Below are 21,683 nucleotides of genomic sequence, written 5' to 3'. Positions count from 1 at the left end.
GCCGCGACTCCGCCGGGCGACAAGGTGATACCCGCCCGTCGCCGACGAGCATCTAGTGACCGACAGGAACACCGTACTCGTCGTCGGCGACCCGCCGGCGCTGTTCGGCGCGGCGTTCGACGCCGTCCTCGGAGACCCGACGCTCTGGCGGGCTTCGGCGGCGGAGGCGGCGTCGCGCGTCGGCGACGGAGACGAAGAGCGAGTCGACTGCGTCGTCGGAGCCGTGCCGCCGGAGGCGCGGGCGACGCTGGTCTCGGACGTGCGGGAACGGGCTCCGGGGCTGCCCGTCATCCTCGTCGTGGACCCCGACGAGGCCGAGGGCGGGCACGAGGCGTTCGCCGCCGGAGCGACGGACTATCTCGCGGCGCGCGGAACCGACGCGGAGGCGGAGTGGTTGGCGCACCGCGTCCGGGCGGCCGTCGACGCCCACCGAAGCGACCGAGAGCGGACGCGCCGCATCGCCCAGCAGTACGTCGTCTCGGACCTCGGCGCGTTCGCCCTCTCGGGGCCGACGTACGAGCGACTGATCGAGGAGACGGTCGAACGACTCCGGGCGGCGTTGGACGTGGCGTACATCGCCGTCGGTCGGTTCCGGCCGTCCGTCGGCGACGTGGAACTCGTCGCCGTCGAGGGGTGGCCCCAAAGTTACGTCGGCGGCGTCTCCCTCGGTCCGGGCACGCACGCCGAACGGACGCTGTGGGCCGACGGCGCACTCGTCTCCGAACGGGTGTTCCTCGACGAGCGCTTCGATTCGAGCGCCTTGGAGGACTCCGCGAACATCCAGAGCGGACTGAGCGTCGCCATCGAGGGGCGCGACGGCCCGTGGGGCGTCATCACGGCTCACTCGGCGACGCCGGGGATGTTCGACGAGACGGACGGGCGCTTCATCGAGAACGTCGCGACGCTCGTCGGCGCGGCCATCGAGCGACAGACGCTCCGCTCGACGCTCGAAGAGGTGTTCGAACGCATCGAGGAGGGCGTCTACGGCCTCGACGAGCAGTGGCGGATAACCTCAGCGAACCCGAACGCGGCCCGCCTCCTCGGCGCGACGCCCGAGGACGTGGTCGGCCGGAGCGTCTGGACGCTGTTTGAGGACGATTACGTGCGCGCGCAGTACGAACGCGCCCGCTACAAGCGCGAACCGGCGACGTTCGAGGCCGTGCACGCCCCGACGGGCGCGTGGTACGAACACCGGGTGTACCCGTCTCGAAACGGCGTCTCCGTCTACCTGACGGACGTGACCGAACGGAGAGAGCGCGAACTCGAACTGCTCCGCTACGAGTGGATGGTCGAGACGGCCGACGACGGCGTGTACGCCCTCGACGACGAACTCCGCTTCGTCGAGGTGAATCGAGGGTTCGCAGACCTGTTCGGCCGAAGCAGGGAGGAACTGTTGGGGACGGCCGCCACGGACGTCATCGACGAGGAGACGGCCGAACGGATCGACGAACTGCGCCGGCAGTCCGTCGACACCGGGGAGGCCGCCACCGTCGAGTTCCCGTTGGACCGACCGGACGGGAGTTCCGTCTGGATAGAGACGCGGTTCTCCGCGCTGTTCGAGACGGACAACGACGGCGAACGGCGGTTCGTCGGCACGGTCGGCATCTCCCGCGACGTGTCGGCGCGCCGCCGGCGCGAGCGGTTGCTCACCACCCTGCAGGAGCACACGCGGTCGCTGACGCGCGTGACGGACTACGACGCGGCGGTCGAACTGACGCTCGAAGCCTGCGAGGACCTCTTCGAACCGCTCTCCGTGGACTTCTTCGAGTACGACCCCGGAGAGCGAACGCTCCGTCCCCACCCCGCCTCAGACGCCGACCCGGACGAACTCGTCGTCCCCGGCGGGAACCCGTGTTGGCGCGCGTTCGCCGAGGAGAAGACGGTCATCGTCGACAGCGGAACCGGACGCGGGCGGAACCTCGTCGCGGAGGCGGTGGGGCAGTACGGCGTCCTCTCCGTCGAGATGGACCGCGACACCGTCGCCGACGAGTCGGGCACCGAGGTGTTCCGACTGTTGGCCTCGACGATGAGCGAGATACTGTCGGTCGTCGAGGCGGAGGCCGCCCTCGGCGACAGGGACCGCAGGCTGGAGTCGCAGAACGAGCGCCTGACGAAGCTGAACCGCATCAACCGGACCATCCGCGAGGTGACCGGAGCGGTCGTTCGGGCGGCGACCGGCGAGGAGGCGGCCGCCCGCGCCTGCGAGCGACTGGCCGACGCGCGACCCTACCGCTTCGCGTGGTTCTGCGAGGTGGACGCCGCGACGGGGTCGCCGACGCCGACGACGACGAGCGGCGTCGAGGACGGGTACGCACACCGCCTCGTCGAGGTTCTCTCGACCGACCCGTTCCCCGAACTCGTCGCGAACACCGCAGAGAGTCTCGTCCCCGCGGTGGTGAAGAACGTGGTGGACGCGCCGGGGTGGGAGGCCCACAGGCGCGACGCCCTCTCGTACGGCTTCCAGTCTTTGGCCGTCGTCCCCGCGGGGGAGGGTCGCCTGCTCGTCGTCCACGGGACGGACGCGGACGCCTTCGACGAGGAGGACGGCGAGATGCTGGCCGAACTCGGCGCGACGCTCGGGAGCGTCATCGACCGACTCGGCCGGTCGCAGGCGATGCTGGCCGACCGACGGACGGAAGTCGAACTCGCGGTGACCGACGAACGGCAGTCGCTGCTCGCCCTCGCCCGTCGGACGGGCGAATCGGTTCGCGTCACGGGCGTGATTCCGACGTCCGACGGTGGTTACCGGACGTTCGTCCGGACGGCGGCCGACCGCGAGGCGGTCGAAGCGGCGCTCCCGGCCGGAACGTCGCTCACGGAACTCACCGACGGCGACGACGACGACCACCTCTACGAGATGCAACTGCCCGACCGGGCGTCCTTCGAGGTGTTGTACGCCGGCGGCGGACGACTGCGCGAGATGACGGCGACGGAGGCGGCCTGCCGGGTCGTCGTCACCCTCCCCGAGAGCGTCAACGTCCGCTCCGTGGTGGACGCGTTCTCGGCCATCCACCCGGAGACGACGCTCGTCTCGAAGCGCACCGTGACGAACCCGATAGAGACCGAAGGCGCGTTCCGCGCGCGCCTCGAAGACGAGTGGACGGAGCGTCAGAAGGAGGCGATAACCGCGGCGCACCACGGCGGCTTCTACGAGTGGCCGCGTCTCACCACCGCGACGACGCTCGCGGACGTGTTCGACATCTCCTCGCCGACGTTCCAGTACCACCTCCGGGCCGCCGAACGGAAGTTGGTCCGGACGGCCATGGAGTAACGGACGGGCGACATACTATTCGAATAGAGTCGTCTGACGCGGACGTGCTACTATGATAGAGGCGACGACTAAGCCCGACCGAGCACAACTGAATGTATCGGCCGCGGTCGGAGCCGGAACATCATCGGAACACACTATGGACGAAAAACGAGTCATCGGGGAACGAGCCGAACCGTACGAACGAGACGGTAGCGACGGAAAGACGGTCGTGTTACGGCACGACTGGGACGGCGCCTGCGGCGTCGCGGTCACCGTCGCCCGGGCGGCGGCCGAAGCGTGGACCGGCGACCAGACGGACGCGCTCTCGCTTCCACCGGTCGGATCCGTCATCGACACCGACGCGCTCGAACGGCTTTTCGCGTCGCTCAACCGGGAGCCGTCCGTCCGACCGAACACCGACGAGAGCGAACTCGCCTTCGTTCGGTTCAAATACGTCGGATACGAGGTCAGCGTGCGCGAAGACGGTCGCGTGACCGTCGAAGAGCACCCCTACTGAGCGCCGCCGAGCCACCCCGAACTCCGCTCGCGGCCCGCCGGTCGCCGTTCGGCGACTCGTTTCTCCGGTCCGGTTCGACCGCACGACCCTTGTACGACGGTCGCCAACGCACGACCATGGGGTACGCCTGCCCGGTCTGCGACACGCCGCAACGAGACGCAGAGCACCTCGCGAACCACGTCGCCTTCACTGCGATGCTCCACGGCGACGAACACGAGACGTGGTTGGACGACCACGTCCCCGAGTGGAGTTCGACGAACGCGGACGAACTGGGGCCGGTCGTCGCAGAGTACGCCGAGGAGACGGAGTACGAAGAGGTGTTCGAGGACACCGTCCACGACCACGGCGGACACGGCCGCACGGGACACGACCACGGGTCGCCCTTCGAGGGCGGAGCCGAGAACCCCGGATTCAACGCGTCGGCCGCCGCCGGGATGGGCGGCGAAACGCTCGACGACGAGGCGCGCGCCGTCCTGCAGGAGGCAAGAGAGATGACAGAGCGGATGCGCGAAGAACGCGCCGCGGACGAAGACGGCGGCCGAACGGACGACGAGTGACCGGCGGCGCGGACGCGAGGCGGCCGACGCGGACGGACTCTTCTCTCGGCGCATCGCCCGCGGCGGCGACGGAAAGCGGTTAGTGACCGCGCGGGAGACGAAGACGCATGGAGACCGAAGGGAGCCTCGAACCGGAGAGCGAGTCGGCCGCCGAGGCGGCGTTCGAATCGGCCGGACCGACCGCGCAGTCGGTCGTCCGCGAGGTGGCGAAGGCGATGGAGTTCGACCGCGAGGAGTACCGCGACCGGGTGACCGGCGACGTGGTGGAGACGGCCCGGAACGTGCTGTTCGCGGAGCGTCTCGCCGTCACCGTCGGCACCCGCGAGGAGTTCGACGCGTGGTGCGAGGAGCACCCGGAGTACGAGGTGACGGAACTCGGCAGTCCGTCGGTCGAACGCGTCGTCTGGCACGCCGCGCCGTTCGCCGGCGAAGTCGTCGCCGCCACGTTCCAGAACGAACGCGAGGCCGCCGTCGGAACGCTCCGCAGGCGGGCGTTCGCCCGCCTCTACCGGCCGCGGTTCGAGGGGGACGACGCGGAAGGTGAGGACGGCGACGACAGACGGGACGGCGACGAACCGAGAGCGTCCGACGGGGCGGACGCGCCGAACGGGGCGTGACGCCGACCGGTCGCGAGTGGAACTAAGGACGCGCGCCGAGTGACGGCCACCATGGCCGAGGACGGACGGAGACACGAGTCGCTTTCGGAGCCCGAGTGGCCCGTCGTGGCGTCGGAGACGGAGTACGAGACGCCGTGGTTCACCGGCGGGTACGACCTCGTAGAGCAACCCGACGGGAGCACGAAGCGCTACTACTGGGCCGAACTGGCGACGGCAGTCGTCGTCGTCGCAGTAGAGGACGGGGAGGTGCTGCTCGTCGAGCAGTACCGCCCGACGGTGCGGGAGACGCAGTTGGAACTGCCCGCGGGCATCGTCGAGGAGGGCGAGTCCTACACGACGGCGGCGGCGCGCGAACTCCGCGAGGAGACGGGCTTCGACCCCGCCGGAACGTCGGTCCTGCAGGACCTGTGGTGTTCGACCGGCCTCCTGCGGCACCGACGCGCGTACGTCTTCGCGGAGGGTCTCACCCCGGTCGAACCGGAGTTGGACGAAAACGAGTTCCTCTCGGTCCGGTCCGTCCCCGTCGAGGACGCGCTTTCCGTCGCGCGGGAGAACCCGACGAACGACGCGACGGTCGAGGGCCTCCTCCTCGCCCGCGAGGACGGACTGCTGTAGTCCGACGCGGGGCGGAACGAGCGAGCACTGCGAGAGGAGGACTTTTACCGAACGACGCGCTTCTCGCCGATATGGACGGCGAAATCGACCCGAAAGAAGTCGAGACGCTCCTCGACGACGAGGACCCGCCGCGGGTCGTCGACATCCGCTCGCCCGGCGAGTTCTCCCGCGGGCACATCCCGGGGAGTCGCAACATCCCCTTCGGGGAGTTGCCGACGCGCGTCGCCGAGATAGACGACGCCGACCGCATCGTCACCGTCTGCCCGCACGGCCAAGCGAGCGTGCAAGCCGCCCGCCTCATCAAATCGTACGAGGGGACGGCCGACGCGCGCGTCGAGAGCATGGCCGGCGGACTCACGGAGTGGGACGGCCCCCTCGAAAACGGGAGCGAAGCGGCCGACTCCGAATCGGACGAAAACGCCGACGAGGGACCGGAAGCCCCGTTCTGACGCCCGTCTCGTCTCCGCTCGCCCGTCCGACTCGCCCCGACGTGCGCGGTCCGGACGCCTGACTCGCCGGGTCGGCCGGAGATGTCTCTCTGCAGGCGGTTCGACGCGGAAAAGTCAGAACGCCCCCTCGCGACCGGACGAGCGGTACGACCGCTCACGAGAGGGGAGACGCTCCGAAAACGACTCGACGCCGGACTGGGATTAGAGGACGGTCACGCGACGTTGAAGCCCTTCTCGCGGAGGAAGTCCTCCACGCGGCCGGTGTGGTTACCTTGGAGTTCGATGGAACCGTCTTCGACCGTGCCGCCGCAGGCGAACTTCGACTTCAGGTCCGAAGACAGGCTATCCATGTCTACGTCTTTGGGATCGAACCCTTCGATGACCGTTACCTCTTTTCCGTAGCGACGCTCGTCGATGCGGATGGCTATCTCCTGAGACTCCTTGGCCACGTCTTCGCAGACGCAGAGTTCCTCAGGCAGCCCGCACGTCGAGCATACTTCCGACATTACGAGTTGAACGTACAAGACCGGGATATTAAACAGTATCGGGAACTCACCTCGCGTTTCACCCCCGCTCGGTCGTTCGATTTTCGCCTCGGCGAGGAAAGCGGCGGGTGCGGACGCGTCGGCCGACCGCCTCAGTTCCGCCGGAAGCGACCGAGAATCGGCGTAGACTCCTTCACGAGGCGGTCTACGGCGGCTATCGCTTCGTCGGCCTCCCCGCGGGTGACGCCGTCGCCGTACCGGGCGCGTTCGTACGTCTCGCTCACCCGGCGGACGTCGCCGTCCAGACCGACCCGTCCGACCGCGGAGACGTAGTCCCGCGGCGTCTCTCCGGTCCGACGCGCCCGGTACCGCCGTTCGAGCAGGTACTCGAGTCGCCGGTACGCGCGGACGGCGTCCGCCGAGGGGTCGTCGCGCGCGCCCTGGTACCGGAGCCAGACGAAGCGGTACGCCCGTTCGGTGACGCCCGTCCGCCGCGCGCCCGCGACGAGTCCGGCGAGGGCGACGAGTCCGAGTGCGAGCGTCCGCCCCGGCGGCAGACTCGGCACCGACGAACTACCGCCCGGTTCCGTCGTCGCGGTTTCGATGCCCGGTGCCGCGCCGGGCGGCGTGGCGTTCTCGTCGTCGTCGGCCTCCGAGAGGGTGGGCGTGGGCGTCCCGGAGTCCGCCCCGCCGTCGCCGGAGTCGGCGTCGGAGTCGGAGTCGGTGGTGGCCGGCACCGTCGTCGGCGTCGGCGTCGAGGTGGTCTGCGTCGTCTCGGTGTCGACGCCCTCCGCGCCGTTCTGCCGCGCCTCGGTGAGGCGGGTGGACTCGGCCGTCTCTCGCGGACTCGACGGCGTCGGGTCGAAGCGAACCCAGCCCACGTCCTCGAAGTACACCTCGACCCACGCGTGGGAGTCGAGGCCCCTGACGACGTAGTTGCCCTCGTCCGTCTCCTCGCCGGGAGTGTAACCGGTGACGAAGCGGGCGGGGACGCCCTCCGAGCGCAGGAGGACGACCATCGTGGTGGCGTAGTAGACGCAGTACCCCGCGTCCATCTCGAACAGGAACGCGTCGGCGGTGTTGCCCGACGGTTGACTGACCGAAAGCGAGTACTGCTTGTTCTCTTCGAGGTACGTCTCGATGGCGACGGCCTTGTCGTACGGCGTGTTCTCGTCGCCGGCGATTTCGTCGGCCTTCCGGCGGACGCGGTCCGGGGTGCTGTCGGGGAGTTGGAGGTACTGTTCCGCTATCGCGTCGGGGTAGTCGGTGCCGGACCGGCGGAGTTCCTCGGTGGTGTACAGCGGCTTCTGACTGGTGACGGTGTACTGTTCGCCGGAATCGAGCGACCGCGTCGGCCTGATACCCCCTTGTTGGGTCACCTCGGCGTCGGACGCCACGTCGCCCTCCAGTTCGACCGGTCGCCACGCCGACGGGAGGATGGAGATGGTGTCCTTCGCGGTCACCGTCTGTTCGATCGTCTCGGACGCTCCGGGCGGTCCGCGCAACCGCCCGGAGTAGGGGTTGGTGTTGCCGGTTCGGACCCACCCGTCGCCCGTGTACCGGTCGTACGCCGCGGTCTGCCAGTACGACTGTTCGGAACTGTTGACGGTGAACCGAACCTTCGGCGACAGGCGGATGCTGCCGACCACGCCGATGCGGTCTTGGGCGTCCACGAGGTTCGCCTCCATCGTGGGCGACCCGCGGTTCGGGAGGAGGGGCGCGCCCTCCGCGCCGGGGACCACCGAGACGGTTCCCGCGGAGACGATCATCGCGGCCAAGAGTATCGTCACGACGTCCACCTGCGCGACGCCCGCGCCGTACCGTTCGAACGTCGCCGCCGCGACTGCGACGGTGCCGCCGACGACGCCGACGAGCGTCGTCAGTTGTCCGGCGTCGCCCGTCAGGACGAACAGCGTGAGGGTGACGCCGCCGACGGCGACGGCGGCGACGTAGCGCCGCCGCAGGGCCAGATACCACGAGAGGAACACCGGGCCGGGGGCGATGGCCATCGCCCAGACGCTCGCACCGGTCAGTCGGAGGACCGAGAGGCCGGTGAGAAGCGCGACGGTGTCCGCGAGGATTCGCCCGGGCGTGAGCAGTTCCAGTTGGCTCCGCGGCAGGGTGAACACGTAGAGGCCGAACCCGCCCGCGAGGAGGGCGGCGGTGACGACGACGGCGACGCGCACGCCGAGGAAGCGGCCCAACAGCGTCGCGAACAGGAACGCCCCGGCGACGACGGCGAGGAAGGCGGTCCGACCGCCCACCACGTCCGTCACGTGATAGAGGACGCTCAGGTACGTGCCGGTCAGGACGAGGACGCCGACGAGTGCGACGGCGCGCGCCCCGGGGGTGCGGTCCGGCGAGAGCGACCCGAGGCGGTCGCCCGTCTCCGCGCTCACGCCGTCACCTCCTCGGAGGCGGCGGTTCGACCCGCGTCGCCGGTTCCGAGTCCGGTCGCCTCGCCGGCCCCGTCGCCGACGAGGCTCTCGAACGTCGTCTCCTCGTCACCCACTCGGACGGTCGTGTTCGACTCGTCGGCGCGCACCACCACGTCAGCAGACTCGTCGGGGACGCGGCCGCTCTCGGCGCGGGCGAGGTGTTCGAGGAGGCTCCGTTCGTCGCCCGCGGGGGCCTCGACGACGCCGGAGGGCGTCGAGAGCGTCACCGGCACCCCGTTCCGGACGAGACTGACCGAGAGCGTCGCCGCGGCCTCGGCCATCCGGTCGCCCGCCGAGCGAACGCCGCCCGCCGACAGCAGGACGCTCTCGGCGTCGGACTCGGGGACGTACTCCTTGACGATGAGGTCGTTTCGCTTCGCGCTCGACTTCCAGTGGACGTCTCTGAGGGAGTCGCCGCGGGCGTACTCGCGGAGGTGGTCGAACTCGTCGCGGCGGTTCGACGGTTCGGGGTCGTTGAGCGACGAGAGGTCCTGCGTCGCGGAACGCGTGAGTTGACGGACGGGCGGGTACACCAGCACGGAGTCGGTGCCCTCGGCGACGAGTTCGCGCTTCGCCAACCCGAGAACGTCCCGCGAGACGAGCGAGAGCGGTCCGATTTCGTGCTCGCCGCGCTTTCGGTACGTCACCTCGTACGAGGCGGGAGCACCGCCGACGACGACGTCGAGCGTGGCGTCGCCGTCGAGTGCGGCGGGGAGGTCGTCCGTCACCGTCGCGGGATAACTCCGCTCGGACTCCAGAGAGAGCGTCACGGTGCCCGCGGTGTCGGGGAAGTCGGCGGCGGGCGTCCGGCGTTCGACGCGCGGCGGGTCGGCACGGTACACCTGAACGACCGCCGCCGCGAGGGCGACGACGGCCGGGAGGACGAGGGCGTTCAGCGCCCGCGGCCCGAACACCGCCGCGAGAACGACGCCCGACGCGACGACAACGAGGAGCGCAACTCCGCGTCGAGTCAGGCGCATCGCTTACTCCACCGCGACGCTGTCCAACGCTTCGTCGATGAGCGACGCGCTTCGGTCGCCGCCGGTCCGAACGCGGTGTATCCAGACGGAGCGAATCTCCGTCTGCACGTCGTCCGGGACGACGTAGTCGCGGCCGTTCAGCACCGCACGCGCCTGCGAGGCGCGAACGAGGGCGATAGCGCCGCGGGGGCTGACGCCCAAGTCGGCGTGCTGACGGGTGTAGGCGGCGAGTCGGGAGACGTACGACCGAACCGGTTCGCGGACGGTCACCTGCGAGACGGTCGCTTGGGCGCGGCGGACGTCCTCCGTCGAGGCGACGGGTTCCAGCGAGTCGATGGGGTGTTCGCCCGCGACGCGGCCGAGCAGTTCCGTCTCCTCGGTCTCGGAGGGGTAGCCGAGGCGTATCTTCTTCATGAAGCGGTCTATCTCCGCGACCGGGAGTTCGTACGTCCGGCCGGGTTCGACGTCGTTCTGGGTGGCGATGACGGTGAACGGTTCCGGCACGGCGTGCGTCTCGCCGTCGACGGTGACCTGTTGTTCCTCCATGACTTCGAGGAGCGACGACTGCGTCTTCGGCGGCGCCCGGTTTATCTCGTCGCCGAGGACGACGTTCGCGAAGACGGGGCCCGGTTGGAACTCGAACTCGTTCGTCTTCTGGTTGAACACGCTGACGCCGGTCACGTCCGAGGGAAGCAGGTCCGGCGTGAACTGGACCCGCTTGAACGACCCGTCGAGCGACGTGGCGACCGACCGGGCGAGCATCGTCTTGCCCACGCCGGGGACGTCCTCCAACAGGAGATGGCCGCGGGCGAGGAGGGTGATCAAAATGTGCTCTATCGCGTCCGACTGGCCGACGATGACGCGTTCGACGTTCTCTGTGATTCGCGTGGCGAGAGTCGACGCCTCCTCCACGTCGAACGTCGGTTTGAGGTCTGTCTCCGGTTCGGGTACTGCATCTGCGTCGGTCATGTATCAGAGAGGACTGCGTGCGGACCGGAAACGACGCCGGCCGTCGCGTCTCCCGGCGCTGTTAGGGGGGCGGTCCGCGCGCACGTGAAACGGAGTTACGTCCGAACCAACGTAACTTTGCTGGGTAGAGAGGGTCGTTCACCCTCGGACGGACGCTCTCGACGGCGCGACACTCGCGCGCTGAGACTGCTGTCGCGTCCCGTCCGCGCCCCGTCCGCGTCCGGTTCGCACCCGCCCGCGCCGCCGTTCCCGTTCGCTTTTGTCCCTTCGTCGCCCTCGATACCACATGGACGACGCGGACGGAACCGAGACGCGCGCGGACGACGGGGAGACGCCGGCGGACGCGGGCGCGTCGGACGAGGACCTCCGACCCGAGGGACCGCCGCAGAAGCTGCGTGCGAACCGCGAGGAGTTGACGCCGATGCTGTCGCAGTATCTCGACCTCTGTGAGGCCCACCCCGACGCGGTCGTTCTCTTTCAGGTGGGCGACTTCTACGAGGCGTTCTGCGAGGCGGCTGAGATGGTGGCGCGCGTCTGCGAGGTGACGCTGACGAAACGCGAAGACTCCACCGGCCGGTACCCGATGGCTGGCATCCCCATCGACAACGCGGCGTCGTACCTCGAATCGCTACTCGATGCGGGGTATCGGGTCGCCATCGCGGACCAAGTCGAGGACGCAGAAGAGGCGTCGGGGCTGGTGGACCGCGCGGTGACGAACGTCGTCACCCCCGGCACCGTCGTCGAGGACGAACTGCTGGACGCCGCGACGGCGACGTACGTCGGCGCGGTGGCGAGAGCGAACGAGGGGAGCGACGACACGTACGCGTTCGCCGCCCTCGACGTCTCGACGGGCGAGTGTCAGGTGACGAGCGCCGACCGACTCCGAATCGCGGAGGAACTGGAGCGACTCGAACCCGCCGAACTGCTCGTCGGCCCCAACGCCGCCCTCGACACCGAGTCGCTTCAGTTCGAGGCGATGGTCACGGACCACGACCCGACGGCGTTCGACGCCGAGTCGGCCACAGAGACGCTGTCGTCGTATCTCGCGAACCCCGAGGCGGTGCTCTCGGACCCGACGGAACGGCGCGCCTGCGGCGCGCTACTGGACTACGCCGAGTACACGCAGGGCGACGACGGCGCACTCGACTACGTCTCTCGGGTTCGGCAGTACGACCCGCGCCGGACGCTCCAGTTGGACGCGACGGCGCTCAGGAGCCTCGAACTGTTCGAGTCGCGGAGCCACCGGAGCGGCGATACGCTCGCGGACGCGGTGGACGAGACGGCCTGCGCGCTGGGCCGGCGGCGACTCGTCTCGTGGCTTCGCCGCCCCCTCCTCGATGAGTCGGAGATAGAACGCCGCCACGACGCCGTCGAGGAGTGGGTCGAACGGCCGATGGCGCGGGAGACGGTTCGGGAGTTGCTCGCGGACGTGTACGACGTAGAGCGACTCATCGCGCGCGTCTCCCGCGGTAGGGCGAACGCGCGGGACCTGCGCTCTCTGAAGGCGACGCTGGACGTGGTTCCAGAGTTGAAAGCGGCCATGTCCGACGTGGAGAGCGACGCCCTCGTCTCGCTTCGAGACTCCTTGGACGAACTCGAAGACGTGCGCACCCTCGTCGGCGACGCCATCCGGCCGGACCCGCCGCAGGAGATAACCGAGGGCGGGGTGATCTGCGAGGGGTTCGACGACGAACTCGACGAGTTGCGCGCGACGGAGAGAGAGGGCCGCGAGTGGGTGGCGAACCTCGAAGAACGAGAGCGAGAGCGAACCGGTATCGACTCCTTGGACGTAGGATACAACCAAGTCCACGGCTACTACATCGAGGTGACGAACCCGAACCTCGACAGGGTGCCCGACGACTACACCCGGCGGCAGACGCTGAAGAACTCCGAGCGGTTCTACACGCCCGAACTGAAGCGCCGCGAGGACGAGATTCTCGGCGCGGCCGAGAAGGCCGACGCCTTGGAGTACGAGGTGTTCTGCGAGGTTCGCGACGCCGTCGCCGAGGAGGCCGACAGGGTGCAGTCGCTGGCGGATTCGCTCGCTGACTTGGACGTGCTCACCTCCTTCGGCGCCGTCGCCGCCGGCCACGACTACGTCCGCCCGGAGATGGGCGCGGCGGACGTGCGAATCGAGGGGGGCCGCCACCCGGTGGTCGAACGCGCCCAAGACGAGTTCGTCCCGAACGAGGCGGACTTCACCGACGGGCGCGTCGCCGTCATCACCGGCCCCAACATGTCCGGGAAATCGACGTACATGCGGCAGGTGGCCCTCACGGCCGTCCTCGCGCAGGCGGGGAGTTTCGTCCCCGCCGACGCCGCGGAACTGCCGATTCTCGACCGGGTGTTCACCCGCGTCGGCGCCTCCGACGACATCGCGGGCGGCCAATCGACGTTCATGCGCGAGATGGCCGAACTGACGGACATCCTCCACAACGCCACCGAGGATTCGCTCGTCCTCTTGGACGAGGTGGGCCGCGGCACCTCGACGGCGGACGGCCTGGCCATCGCCCGCGCGACGACGGAGTTCGTCCACGACGAGGTGGGCGCGACGACGCTGTTTGCGACGCACTACCACGACCTGACCGCCCTCGCCGAGGAGTTGCCGAACGCGTTCAACCTCCACTTCACCGTGAGCAAACGCGGCGACGGCGGCGACGCGGGCGGCCCCGACGTGACGTTCCTCCACCGCGTCGCCGAAGGCGCGTCCTCCTCGTCGTACGGCGTCGAGGTGGCGAAGATGGCGGGCGTCCCCGACGCCGTCGTCGAACGGGCCAGAGAGTACGTCGCGGAGGCCGAACGGAGCGCCGAAACCGGCGTCGAATCGGACGCCGGATCCGACGCGGAACCGGAGTCTCGGTCGCCCGGCGAAAGCCCCAACTCCGCCGAACGCGAAGAGAGAGCGACGAACGGCCGGGCCGAGAACGGCGCGTTCGGCGGCGAACCGAACGAATCCGCCCCGGCGGACGGCGACCCCTCGGCGGACGACGACCGACCCACAGACGGAACCCTCGCCGCCTACGTGGACGGGTTAGAACCCGAGGGCGACGACTCCGAGGCGACGCCCGCCGAACGCGACGTGGCCGAGGAGATACGCGAACTCGACATCGCCGGGACGACGCCGTTGGAGGCCCTGAACACCTTGAACGAACTCAAACGGAAACTTGATGACTGACGCAGACCCGAGCGAACGCTCGGTCAGACGATTGGACGACGAGACGGTGGCGCACATCGCCGCCGGTGAAGTCGTCACTCGCCCCGAGGACGTGGTGGTCGAACTCGTCGAGAACGCACTCGACGCCGACGCGTCCCGCGTGACGGTGACCACCGAGGGCGACGGCACGGACCTGCTCCGCGTCCGCGACGACGGCCGCGGGATGAGCGAAGCGGACGCCGCCCTCGCCGTCGAACGCCACACGACGAGTAAACTGTCCGACGCCGACGAACTCGAAGCGGTGCGGACCCTCGGCTTCCGGGGCGAGGCGTTGCCGAGCATCGCCGCCGCCGCGGGAACGCTGGAACTCGTGACGAACGACGGCGGCCCGCGGGGGACGCGCGTCCGCATCCGAGACGGACGGAAGGAGGTCACCGCCGCGGGGCGCGCGCGCGGCACCACCGTCGAAGTCCGCGACCTGTTCGCGGAGATGCCCGCCCGCAAGCGGTCGCTCGCGTCCTCCCGCGCGGAGTTCGCCCGCGTCTCCGACGCCGTCTCGCGGTACGCCCTCGCTCGCCCGGACGTGGCGTTCACCGTGGTCCACGACGGGAGCGAGGTGTTCGCCACCGCCGGGTCCGGGTCGTACGCCGACGCCGTCCTCGGCGTCTACGACCGGGACGTGGCGAGTCGGAGCACGGCGTTCGAGGCGGAGCGAACCGTCTCGGACGGCGGCGAGGAGATAGCCGTGCGCGTCGAGGGACTGCTTTCGCACCCCTCCGTGACGCGTTCGCGGCGGGACCACGTGTACACGGCGGTGAACGGGCGGGCGTTCCCCTCGAACGCGCTTCGCCGCGCCGTCGTCGCGGGCTACGGCGACCTGTTGCCCGACGGCCGTGCGCCCGTCGCCGTCGTCAGCGTCTCGCTCCCGCCGTCGTGGGCGGACCACAACGTCCACCCCGCGAAGCGCGAGGTGAGACTGCGGGCGCAGGAGGACGTGACCGAGGCGGTGCGCGACGCCGTCGCCGAGGCGCTTTCGACCGCCGACCTCCGGCGGAGCGGGGAACTCGCGATGGACCTCGAAGCCTCGCTGGAACCGCTCTCGGAGGCGGACTCGGAGTTCGAGGACGCGACCGTAATCGGGCAGTACCGCGGCCTCTATCTCCTCTGTGAGTCCGACGGCGAACTGCTCGTCGTGGACCAACACGCCGCCCACGAGCGAATCAACTACGAGCGACTGCGCGCCGCGACGGACGGCGACCCCCAGTCTGCGGCGGTGGACCCGCCGGCGACCGTCTCGCTGTCGCCCGCACTCGCCGCGACGGTGAGAGAGCGGCGGGCGGAACTGGAGCGACTGGGGTACGACGTCGAACCGTTCGGCGGCGGGACGGTGCGCGTCGCCGCCGTCCCCGCGCCGATGGGCCGCGCCGCCTCGCCCGAGAGCGTCCGCGACGCCTTGGACGCCCTCTCGAACGGCGAGACGCCCGACGAGGGGCGCGCGGAGATGCTGAAGGACCTCGCGTGTCACCCGTCGCTGAAGGCGGGCGACGAACTCGGCGAGGCGGAGGCGACGGCGCTTATCGAACGACTCGGCGCCTGCGAACGCCCGTACGCCTGCCCGCACGGCCGTCCGACGGTCCTCGCCATCGACGAGGAGACGTTCGTGCGCGGGTTCGGGCGGCGCGGGACGCGGATGGGCTGACTGGGGAGGGCAGAATCCGAACGTTCCGGCGCGGAGGATCAGCGGTAGCCGCTCACGACGAGGATTATTCCGAAGACGACGCCGATTGCGACGAGTGCTCCGCCGCCGAGGGCGTACAACTCCGCGGCGGTGTACTGGAACTGTTCGCCGTACCGCATGATTCCAGCCGACACCAAGAGGGTGAGGCCCGAACCGGTCAGAACCGTCGCGACGTCGAATCCAGCGGGGTTACCGATGTCCGGCATACGGACGAACTGTAATCGACGTAACGTGATAGAGGTGATGACCGAATTTGGGACCGCCTACCACTCCTTGCACGACCCGCAGACGAACGTTCCGTCGCCCGACGTCCACACCCGTTCGACCGACTCTCCGCAGGCGGCGCACTCGACGCCGTCGGGGTCCCAGCGGTACGTCGCGACTGCCGGTTCGGGCGCGTCTGCGTCGGCGTCGCCGGAGTTCGACGGTTCACCGGGTTCGGACGCCTCGTCGGGGTCGTCTCCGGTCTCCGACGCCGACGCGTCGGAACTCCCCCCGACGAAGTCGTCCAGCGAACGGTCCTCGGTCATGGTCGGACGAAATCCGCCTCGCACCTTAGCCGTGGCGACATCTCGGGCGGGACGCGACGGCGTGCCGTCCATCAACACACAAATACGGGGAACCCGAACGGTCGCGCATGGTCACGGTACTCGATTTCGTCGTGATGCTGCTCCGGAGCGCCGTCGAACTGTTAGTCACCGGCGGACAGCGAATCATCGGCACGGGCGACCCGCTAACCATCATCTCGTTCCTCGTCGGCGGGGTGCTGATAGCGTTCTCCGTCGCCTTCTTCGGCTACCTCGCCGTCGGCGGGTTGGTGAACTGGGCGACCGGTCTCGGCGCTAGCGCGCCGAGTCGTACGCCGCGGCCGCGAGAGTAATCGCTTCGTCGGGGTCCGGTCCCAACGGCGACCCGACGACGACGCCGTCGGCGTGGGCTAAGACGGCCGCCATGCGGTCGGCCACCTCCTCGTCGGTGCCGGCCATCGCGAAGGCGTCGACCATCACGGGCGTCACGAGTTCGAACGCCTCCGAGAACGCGCCCGCGCTTATCTTCTCGCCGATTTCCTCCGCCCGAGAGCGGTCGATGCCGTGTCTCTCGAGGACCGGCGGGGCCGCCCCCGCCGCGATGAACGCTACCGGCGGACGGGCGGCCTCCCGCGCCGCCTCGCGGTCCGCCGAGACGCTGACGCTGGCGTACGCGAGCAGTTCGAAGTCGCCGCGGTCGTCCGGGCGGTCGGAGACGCCCTCCGCGACGCGTTCGCGCGCCCACGCCAAGTCGTCCGGGTGAGAGCCGTTGAACAGCAAGCCGTCGGCGTGCTTGCCGGCCATCCGGCACATGTGCGGTCCCTCGCCGCCGACGTACACCGGAATCTCGCCGGGTACCTCGAAGTTGAGTCCGGCGTCCGTCGCCTCGAACGTCCCCTCGTGGGAGACGCGTTCGCCCGCCCAGAGTTTCCGCGCGACCGTGAACGACTCCAAGACGGAGCGCAGACCGCGTTCGTCTTCGAGGCCCAAGTTCCGAAGCGTCGAGGGGTCGCCCGGGCCGATGCCGAAGACGGCGCGACCCGCCGACAGTTCCGCGACGGTGGCCGTCTTCGCCGCAAGCGTCACCGGGTGGAGTTCGTAGGGGTTGGCGACGCCCGGCCCGAGTCGGACGTTCTCGGTTTCGGCCGCCAGATGCGCGAGGACGGCGAAGGGGTCGCGGTTGTTGTAGTGACAGGAGACGAAGGCGGCGTCGTAGCCCGCTTCCTCCGCGCGGACGCCGCGTTCGACCACCTCGGGGACGGGGTGTTCGGGCGTCAGTTCGACGCCGAGCAGTCCCTCATCCGTCATACTCCCACCCCCGGAGGGCCTGCCGGACGAAGTCCGTCTCCGCGTCGCGGAAGTGTTCGTCGCTGCCGCCGTGGTCGCCCCACTCGAAGTCGCGGACGACGACGACGGGCGTACCGCCCGCCCCCTCGCCCGCGAGGAGGTTCGCCGCCGCCGCGAGTTCGTCCACGACGTTCTCGACGGTGACGCCGAGTTCTCGACCCTCGCGGTCGGCCTCGCCGCGCCAGTCTCTGGACGCGCACATTCCGGCCCACCCGATGGCGACGCCGCGTTGCCCGTGGCGGAACGGCCGCCCGCAGGTGTCGGTGACGACGACGCGGTCGGCCGCGACGCCGTCTCGGATTCGCTCGGCGCTCTCGGAGGGGCGTTTCGGAAGCAGGAGTAGGTCGTGTCCGGGGACGTTCGAGCGGTCGATGCCGGCGTTGACGCCGACGTGTCCGAACCGCGTCTCCGTCAGGAGAAACGGGGATTCGGTCAGCAGTTCGACGCTCTCTTCGAGGACCGCCTGGGCGAACCGGGGGTCTTTCTCCTCGCCGGTCGCCGCTTCGAGGGTCGCGGCAATCTCTCTCGCCCGCGGCCCCGCCGGAAACGCAGAGAGGTCGGCCTGCCGGCCTTCGGCCTTCGAGACGACGGTGGAGGCGACGCAGACGATGTCGTCCTCGCGGAGGTCCGCACGCTCCCGGACGATGGCCGCCACGTCGTCCCCCGGTCCGACTTCCGGCACGTCGGGGACGGCGAATAGTTCCATACCGGAGGTGGGGGACGCGCCGATAAAAAGCGAGGAGATGTTGGAGAATGCGGCCGGTTTTCGGAGGCGCAAGACCCGTCACCCCGGAGGCCGAAATCGCAGGTATGACCCACGTCGTGACCTGCTTCGTTCGGAACCGCGGCCGGGTGCTCCTCGTCCGCCGAAGCGACAGCGTCGGAACGTTTCCCGGTCGGTGGGCGGGCGTCTCGGGGTACGTCGAGGGCGACCCGGCCGCCGCCGAGGACGACGCGCGGCGAGAACTCCGCGAGGAGGTCCGACTCGGAGACGGAGACGTCGAACTCGTCCGCGTCGGCGCGCCCCTCGACGTCACCGGCGCGGACGGCGAGTTCACCGTCCACCCGTTCCTGTTCGAGGCGGAGACGAGGGAGACGGTGACGAACGAGGAGATTTCCGAGGCGGAGTGGACCGACCCGACGGCGATTTTCGAACGGGAGACGGTGCCCGAGTTGTGGGAGACGTGGCGGCGCGTCGCGCCCTCCCTCCCGACCGTCCGCGAGGACCGGACCCACGGGTCGGCGTGGATCGCCGCACGCGCACTCGAAACGCTCCGGGACGACGCCGCCGAGAGCGACGACTGGGAGTCCGTCGCCCGGACGGCCCGGAAACTCCGCGACGCCCGGCCGAACATGGCCGCCGTCTCGAATCGGGTGAACCGCGCGATGGCGACGGCCGACCGGACGCCCGACTCCGTCCGAGAGCGGTGCATCGCCCTCCTCCGGGAGTCGCTCGACGCCACCGACGCCGCCGCCGAGACGGCCGCGGAACGACTCGCCGCGCGCGAGGCGACGACGCTCGCGACCCTCTCTCGGTCCGGAACCGTCCGGGCGACCGTCGTCGAGTCGGACCCCGAGGCAGTCGTCGTCGCCGAATCGCGCCCGGACTGCGAGGGCGTCGGCGTCGCGGAGTGGGTCGCGGCGGAGACGGACGCGGACGCCGCGCTGACGACGGAGGCGGCGATTCCGGCCGCGCTCTCGGAGTTCGACGCGGACGCCGCCGTCGTCGGCGCGGACGCCGTCCTCTCGGACGGGCGCGTCGTCAACAAGACCGGAACGACGGCGCTGGCACTCGCCGCGCGCGAGGCTGACATCCCCATCTACGCCGTCGCCGCCCGGGACAAGGTGCGCCCGGCGGGCGACTCGTGGGAGGCGGAGGAGACGACGCGGACGGACGCCGTGTACGACGGCGAGGAGGCGGTGTCGGTGTTCGCGCCGACGTTCGAGGCGACGCCCGCAGGACTCGTGGACGCCGTCGTGACCGAGGCGGGACTCGAAGACGCCGAGGACGTGCGCCGAATCGCCGAGGAACACGCCGAGAACGCCGCGTGGGACGAGTCGGGGCCGTAGCGGCCGCGTCGCGGAGTCGGGGTCGGCTCGGAGTCGGCTCGGAGTCTTAGTCGGCGTCGAACGCGTCTCTCCGCGGTCAGTCCGCGAGCGTGTCCGGGAAGGTCGGCGGCAGCGGTTCTGGACGCTCGACGCTCGTCTCGATGGTGACGTGAGTCCCCTCCGCCGACGCGTCGCGTATCCCGTCGAGGATTTCGAGCACGTGATTCGCGAGGGCACCGCTCGTCCGGTGTCGCCAGTCGCCGCGAATCGCCGCCGCCAAGTCCGCGACGCCGGCTCCCCGCCCTGCGGTGTACTCGTGGGTCAACTCGACTTCCTCCGCCGTGCCGTCCGCCGAATGGACGTGAACGGGGCCCTCGAAGTGGTTCGGGTCCGGGAGTCGGAGCGTCCCGTCGGTGCCGTAAATCTCGAACGCGGGGGACCCGAACGTCGAGCGACCGGGCGCGTCGAAACTCGTGAGGACGCTCGCGGTCGCTCCGTCGGCGAAGTCGACGATTCCCGACTCGTGCGTGGGGACTTCCACGTCGATGGTCTCCCCGCGGCGGGGGTCGCTCGTGATGGTGCGCTGGTCGGAGGTGCGGGTGGTCGAACCGGTGACCCGCTTGGCGGGGCCGAGCACGGAGACGAGTGCGGTCACGTAGTACGGTCCCATGTCGAAGAGCGGACCGCCGCCGCGCCGGTAGTAGAGGTCGGGCGACGGGTGCCAACTCTCGTGTCCGCCCGACGTCCAGACGGCCGTCGCACCCACCGGGTCGCCGATTCGCCCGTCGTCGACGACCGACCGAACGGTCTGCAGACCCGCGCCCAAGAAGGTGTCGGGGGCCGACCCGACCGACAATCCCTCGGCCTCCGCAGCGTCGAGAATCGCGGCGGCGTCCTCGAAGCTAGCGGCGAGGGGTTTCTCGACGTAGACGTGCTTGCCGGCCGTCAGGATGTCGTGACACGTCTCGGTGTGGACCGACGGCGGCGTCAGGTTGACGACCAACTCGATGTCGTCGTCAGCGAGCATCTCGTCGGGGGCGTACGCCCGCAAGTCGTACTCCTCGGCAGTCTCCCGCGCACGCTCGGCGTCGATGTCGGCGCAGGCGACGATGTCGTACACGTCGAAGCGGTCGTCCGCGCCGAGGTACGCCTCACTGATCGTTCCGCAGCCGAGAACGCCCGTCTGAACTGGACCCATACGTCTCTCCCGACCAACAGGGGGAAAAAGGCTGGGTCGAAGCGGGGTGACACGGTATCGACCGGCGGACGGGCGGCGAATAGCGTAGAAAAAAGTACTCTCGGCGGGAGTCTCGAACATGGCAACCGAGATACAGGCCCTGCTCCTCGGCGGTAACAGGTTCCCGTTCCACCGGTTCGAGCGGATGGGACCGGTACTCGAAGAGACGCTCGCGCCGGTCGGCGTCGAGGCCGACCTGACGACCGACCGGGAGTCGGTGACCGACCTCGACGGCTACGACGTACTCGTCGATTACACGACCGACAGCACGTTCACCGACGAACAACTCGACTGCATCCTCTCGTTCGTGGAGTCGGGGAACGGCTACGCGGGCGTCCACTGCGCGTCGGACCTGACGACCGTCGACGGGGAGAACAGGGACGAACCGGTGCCCGAACTCCGGGAGATGCTCGGCGGACACTTCGTCACGCACCCCTCACAGGGGGCGTTCGACGTGAACGTCGTCTACAGCCACCACCCCGTCTCGGCCGACCTCGACGACTTCCGCGTCTGGGACGAACCGTACGTCGTCGAGTACGACGACGAGGTGACGGTGCTCGCCCGGATGGACCACCCCGAGAACGGGGACACGCCGGTCTCGTGGGTGAAGGAGTACGGCGACGGGCGCGTGTTTTACTGCTCGCTCGGGCACGATTATCCGGCCATCGCCACCGACGGGACGCAGGCGCTCCTTCAGAACGGCGTGCAGTGGGCGGCCGACACTCCCGCGTTCGGGTAGACGAACGCGGAACTC

Annotated in this window: 20 protein-coding genes; 11 read left to right on the top strand and 9 right to left on the bottom strand. The window is 69.7% G+C overall.

Annotated features, from left to right (window positions below; all coding sequences use genetic code 11):
* Nucleotides 1–55 precede the first annotated feature (55 nt).
* The 6 genes from BLS11_RS01365 (at nt 56) to BLS11_RS01340 (ending at nt 6,005) form a co-directional block, all read left to right on the top strand.
* A complete protein-coding gene (locus BLS11_RS01365) occupies nt 56–3,271 on the top strand; it encodes a bacterio-opsin activator domain-containing protein (RefSeq protein ID WP_092531808.1) in 3,216 nt (1,071 codons plus the stop codon).
* A gap of 136 nt (nt 3,272–3,407) precedes the next feature.
* Nucleotides 3,408–3,767: a HalOD1 output domain-containing protein gene (locus BLS11_RS01360; protein ID WP_175454344.1), complete on the top strand. Its 360-nt coding sequence runs from the start codon at nt 3,408–3,410 to the stop codon at nt 3,765–3,767.
* An 89-nt stretch (nt 3,768–3,856) separates the two neighbouring features.
* Nucleotides 3,857–4,324, top strand: a complete 468-nt coding sequence (locus BLS11_RS01355; RefSeq protein WP_245698650.1) for a DUF5810 domain-containing protein — start codon at nt 3,857–3,859, stop codon at nt 4,322–4,324.
* 107 nt (nt 4,325–4,431) lie between these two features.
* Entirely contained in the window at nt 4,432–4,941 is a 510-nt protein-coding gene (locus tag BLS11_RS01350) for a DUF5809 family protein (RefSeq protein ID WP_092531805.1), read from the top strand.
* Between the two features lie 51 nt (nt 4,942–4,992).
* Nucleotides 4,993–5,556, top strand: coding sequence for an NUDIX hydrolase (locus BLS11_RS01345; protein ID WP_092531802.1), 564 nt, complete (start codon nt 4,993–4,995; stop codon nt 5,554–5,556).
* Nucleotides 5,557–5,627: 71 nt separating this feature from the next.
* Entirely contained in the window at nt 5,628–6,005 is a 378-nt protein-coding gene (locus tag BLS11_RS01340; RefSeq protein ID WP_092531799.1) for a rhodanese-like domain-containing protein, read from the top strand.
* Between the two features lie 212 nt (nt 6,006–6,217).
* Here BLS11_RS01340 and yciH read toward each other — a convergent pair whose 3' ends face one another.
* The 4 genes from yciH to BLS11_RS01320 form a co-directional block, all read right to left on the bottom strand.
* The gene (gene yciH, locus BLS11_RS01335; RefSeq protein ID WP_092531796.1) at nt 6,218–6,511 is read right to left on the bottom strand and encodes a stress response translation initiation inhibitor YciH; all 294 of its coding nucleotides are present in this window, start codon (nt 6,509–6,511) and stop codon (nt 6,218–6,220) included.
* 131 nt (nt 6,512–6,642) lie between these two features.
* Entirely contained in the window at nt 6,643–8,889 is a 2,247-nt protein-coding gene (locus BLS11_RS01330) for a transglutaminase TgpA family protein (protein WP_092531792.1), read from the bottom strand.
* Nucleotides 8,886–9,908, bottom strand: coding sequence for a DUF58 domain-containing protein (locus tag BLS11_RS01325; protein WP_092531789.1), 1,023 nt, complete (start codon nt 9,906–9,908; stop codon nt 8,886–8,888). Before BLS11_RS01325 ends, BLS11_RS01330 begins: the two co-directional genes overlap by 4 nt.
* A gap of 3 nt (nt 9,909–9,911) precedes the next feature.
* On the bottom strand, nt 9,912–10,877 hold the full coding sequence (locus BLS11_RS01320; protein WP_092531785.1) for an AAA family ATPase: 966 nt from the start codon (nt 10,875–10,877) through the stop codon (nt 9,912–9,914).
* A gap of 286 nt (nt 10,878–11,163) precedes the next feature.
* Between BLS11_RS01320 and mutS the strand changes: the two genes are divergently transcribed.
* On the top strand, nt 11,164–14,052 hold the full coding sequence (gene mutS / locus BLS11_RS01315; protein WP_092531782.1) for a DNA mismatch repair protein MutS: 2,889 nt from the start codon (nt 11,164–11,166) through the stop codon (nt 14,050–14,052).
* Nucleotides 14,045–15,730 carry a DNA mismatch repair endonuclease MutL gene (mutL, locus tag BLS11_RS01310; RefSeq protein WP_092531779.1) on the top strand — a complete coding sequence of 562 codons (1,686 nt, stop codon included), beginning with the start codon at nt 14,045–14,047 and terminating at the stop codon, nt 15,728–15,730. Before mutS ends, mutL begins: the two co-directional genes overlap by 8 nt.
* A 38-nt stretch (nt 15,731–15,768) precedes the next feature.
* On the opposite strand, the gene BLS11_RS01305 is transcribed toward mutL, so the two are convergent.
* Together BLS11_RS01305 and BLS11_RS01300 are read right to left on the bottom strand one after the other, a co-directional pair.
* On the bottom strand, nt 15,769–15,975 hold the full coding sequence (locus tag BLS11_RS01305) for a hypothetical protein (protein WP_092531776.1): 207 nt from the start codon (nt 15,973–15,975) through the stop codon (nt 15,769–15,771).
* 57 nt (nt 15,976–16,032) lie between these two features.
* Complete coding sequence (locus tag BLS11_RS01300; protein ID WP_092531773.1) at nt 16,033–16,299, bottom strand: DUF7573 domain-containing protein; 267 nt, start codon at nt 16,297–16,299, stop codon at nt 16,033–16,035.
* 107 nt (nt 16,300–16,406) lie between these two features.
* Here BLS11_RS01300 and BLS11_RS01295 point away from each other — a divergent pair, with 107 nt between their 5' ends.
* Nucleotides 16,407–16,649 carry a DUF8024 family protein gene (locus tag BLS11_RS01295; protein ID WP_092531770.1) on the top strand — a complete coding sequence of 81 codons (243 nt, stop codon included), beginning with the start codon at nt 16,407–16,409 and terminating at the stop codon, nt 16,647–16,649.
* Here the strand turns inward: BLS11_RS01295 and BLS11_RS01290 are convergent.
* Together BLS11_RS01290 and BLS11_RS01285 are read right to left on the bottom strand one after the other, a co-directional pair.
* The gene (locus BLS11_RS01290) at nt 16,612–17,589 is read right to left on the bottom strand and encodes a 5,10-methylenetetrahydromethanopterin reductase (RefSeq protein WP_175454379.1); all 978 of its coding nucleotides are present in this window, start codon (nt 17,587–17,589) and stop codon (nt 16,612–16,614) included. The two genes, BLS11_RS01295 and BLS11_RS01290, sit on opposite strands and share 38 nt — an antisense overlap.
* 4 nt (nt 17,590–17,593) lie before the next feature.
* Nucleotides 17,594–18,349: a coenzyme F420-0:L-glutamate ligase gene (locus tag BLS11_RS01285; RefSeq protein ID WP_092531764.1), complete on the bottom strand. Its 756-nt coding sequence runs from the start codon at nt 18,347–18,349 to the stop codon at nt 17,594–17,596.
* A 104-nt stretch (nt 18,350–18,453) separates the two neighbouring features.
* Here BLS11_RS01285 and BLS11_RS01280 point away from each other — a divergent pair, with 104 nt between their 5' ends.
* Nucleotides 18,454–19,713: an NUDIX domain-containing protein gene (locus tag BLS11_RS01280; RefSeq protein WP_092531761.1), complete on the top strand. Its 1,260-nt coding sequence runs from the start codon at nt 18,454–18,456 to the stop codon at nt 19,711–19,713.
* Between the two features lie 76 nt (nt 19,714–19,789).
* Here BLS11_RS01280 and BLS11_RS01275 read toward each other — a convergent pair whose 3' ends face one another.
* Complete coding sequence (locus BLS11_RS01275) at nt 19,790–20,890, bottom strand: Gfo/Idh/MocA family protein (RefSeq protein WP_092531758.1); 1,101 nt, start codon at nt 20,888–20,890, stop codon at nt 19,790–19,792.
* Between the two features lie 118 nt (nt 20,891–21,008).
* Between BLS11_RS01275 and BLS11_RS01270 the strand changes: the two genes are divergently transcribed.
* Nucleotides 21,009–21,668, top strand: coding sequence for a ThuA domain-containing protein (locus tag BLS11_RS01270; protein ID WP_092531755.1), 660 nt, complete (start codon nt 21,009–21,011; stop codon nt 21,666–21,668).
* The last annotated feature ends 15 nt before the right edge of the window (nt 21,669–21,683 follow it).

This window comes from Halopelagius longus, assembly GCF_900100875.1.
In the GTDB taxonomy this organism is placed as follows: domain Archaea; phylum Halobacteriota; class Halobacteria; order Halobacteriales; family Haloferacaceae; genus Halopelagius; species Halopelagius longus.
The sequence above is the reverse complement of the archived record's forward strand: the minus strand, read 5'-3'. Positions and strand labels throughout refer to the sequence as shown.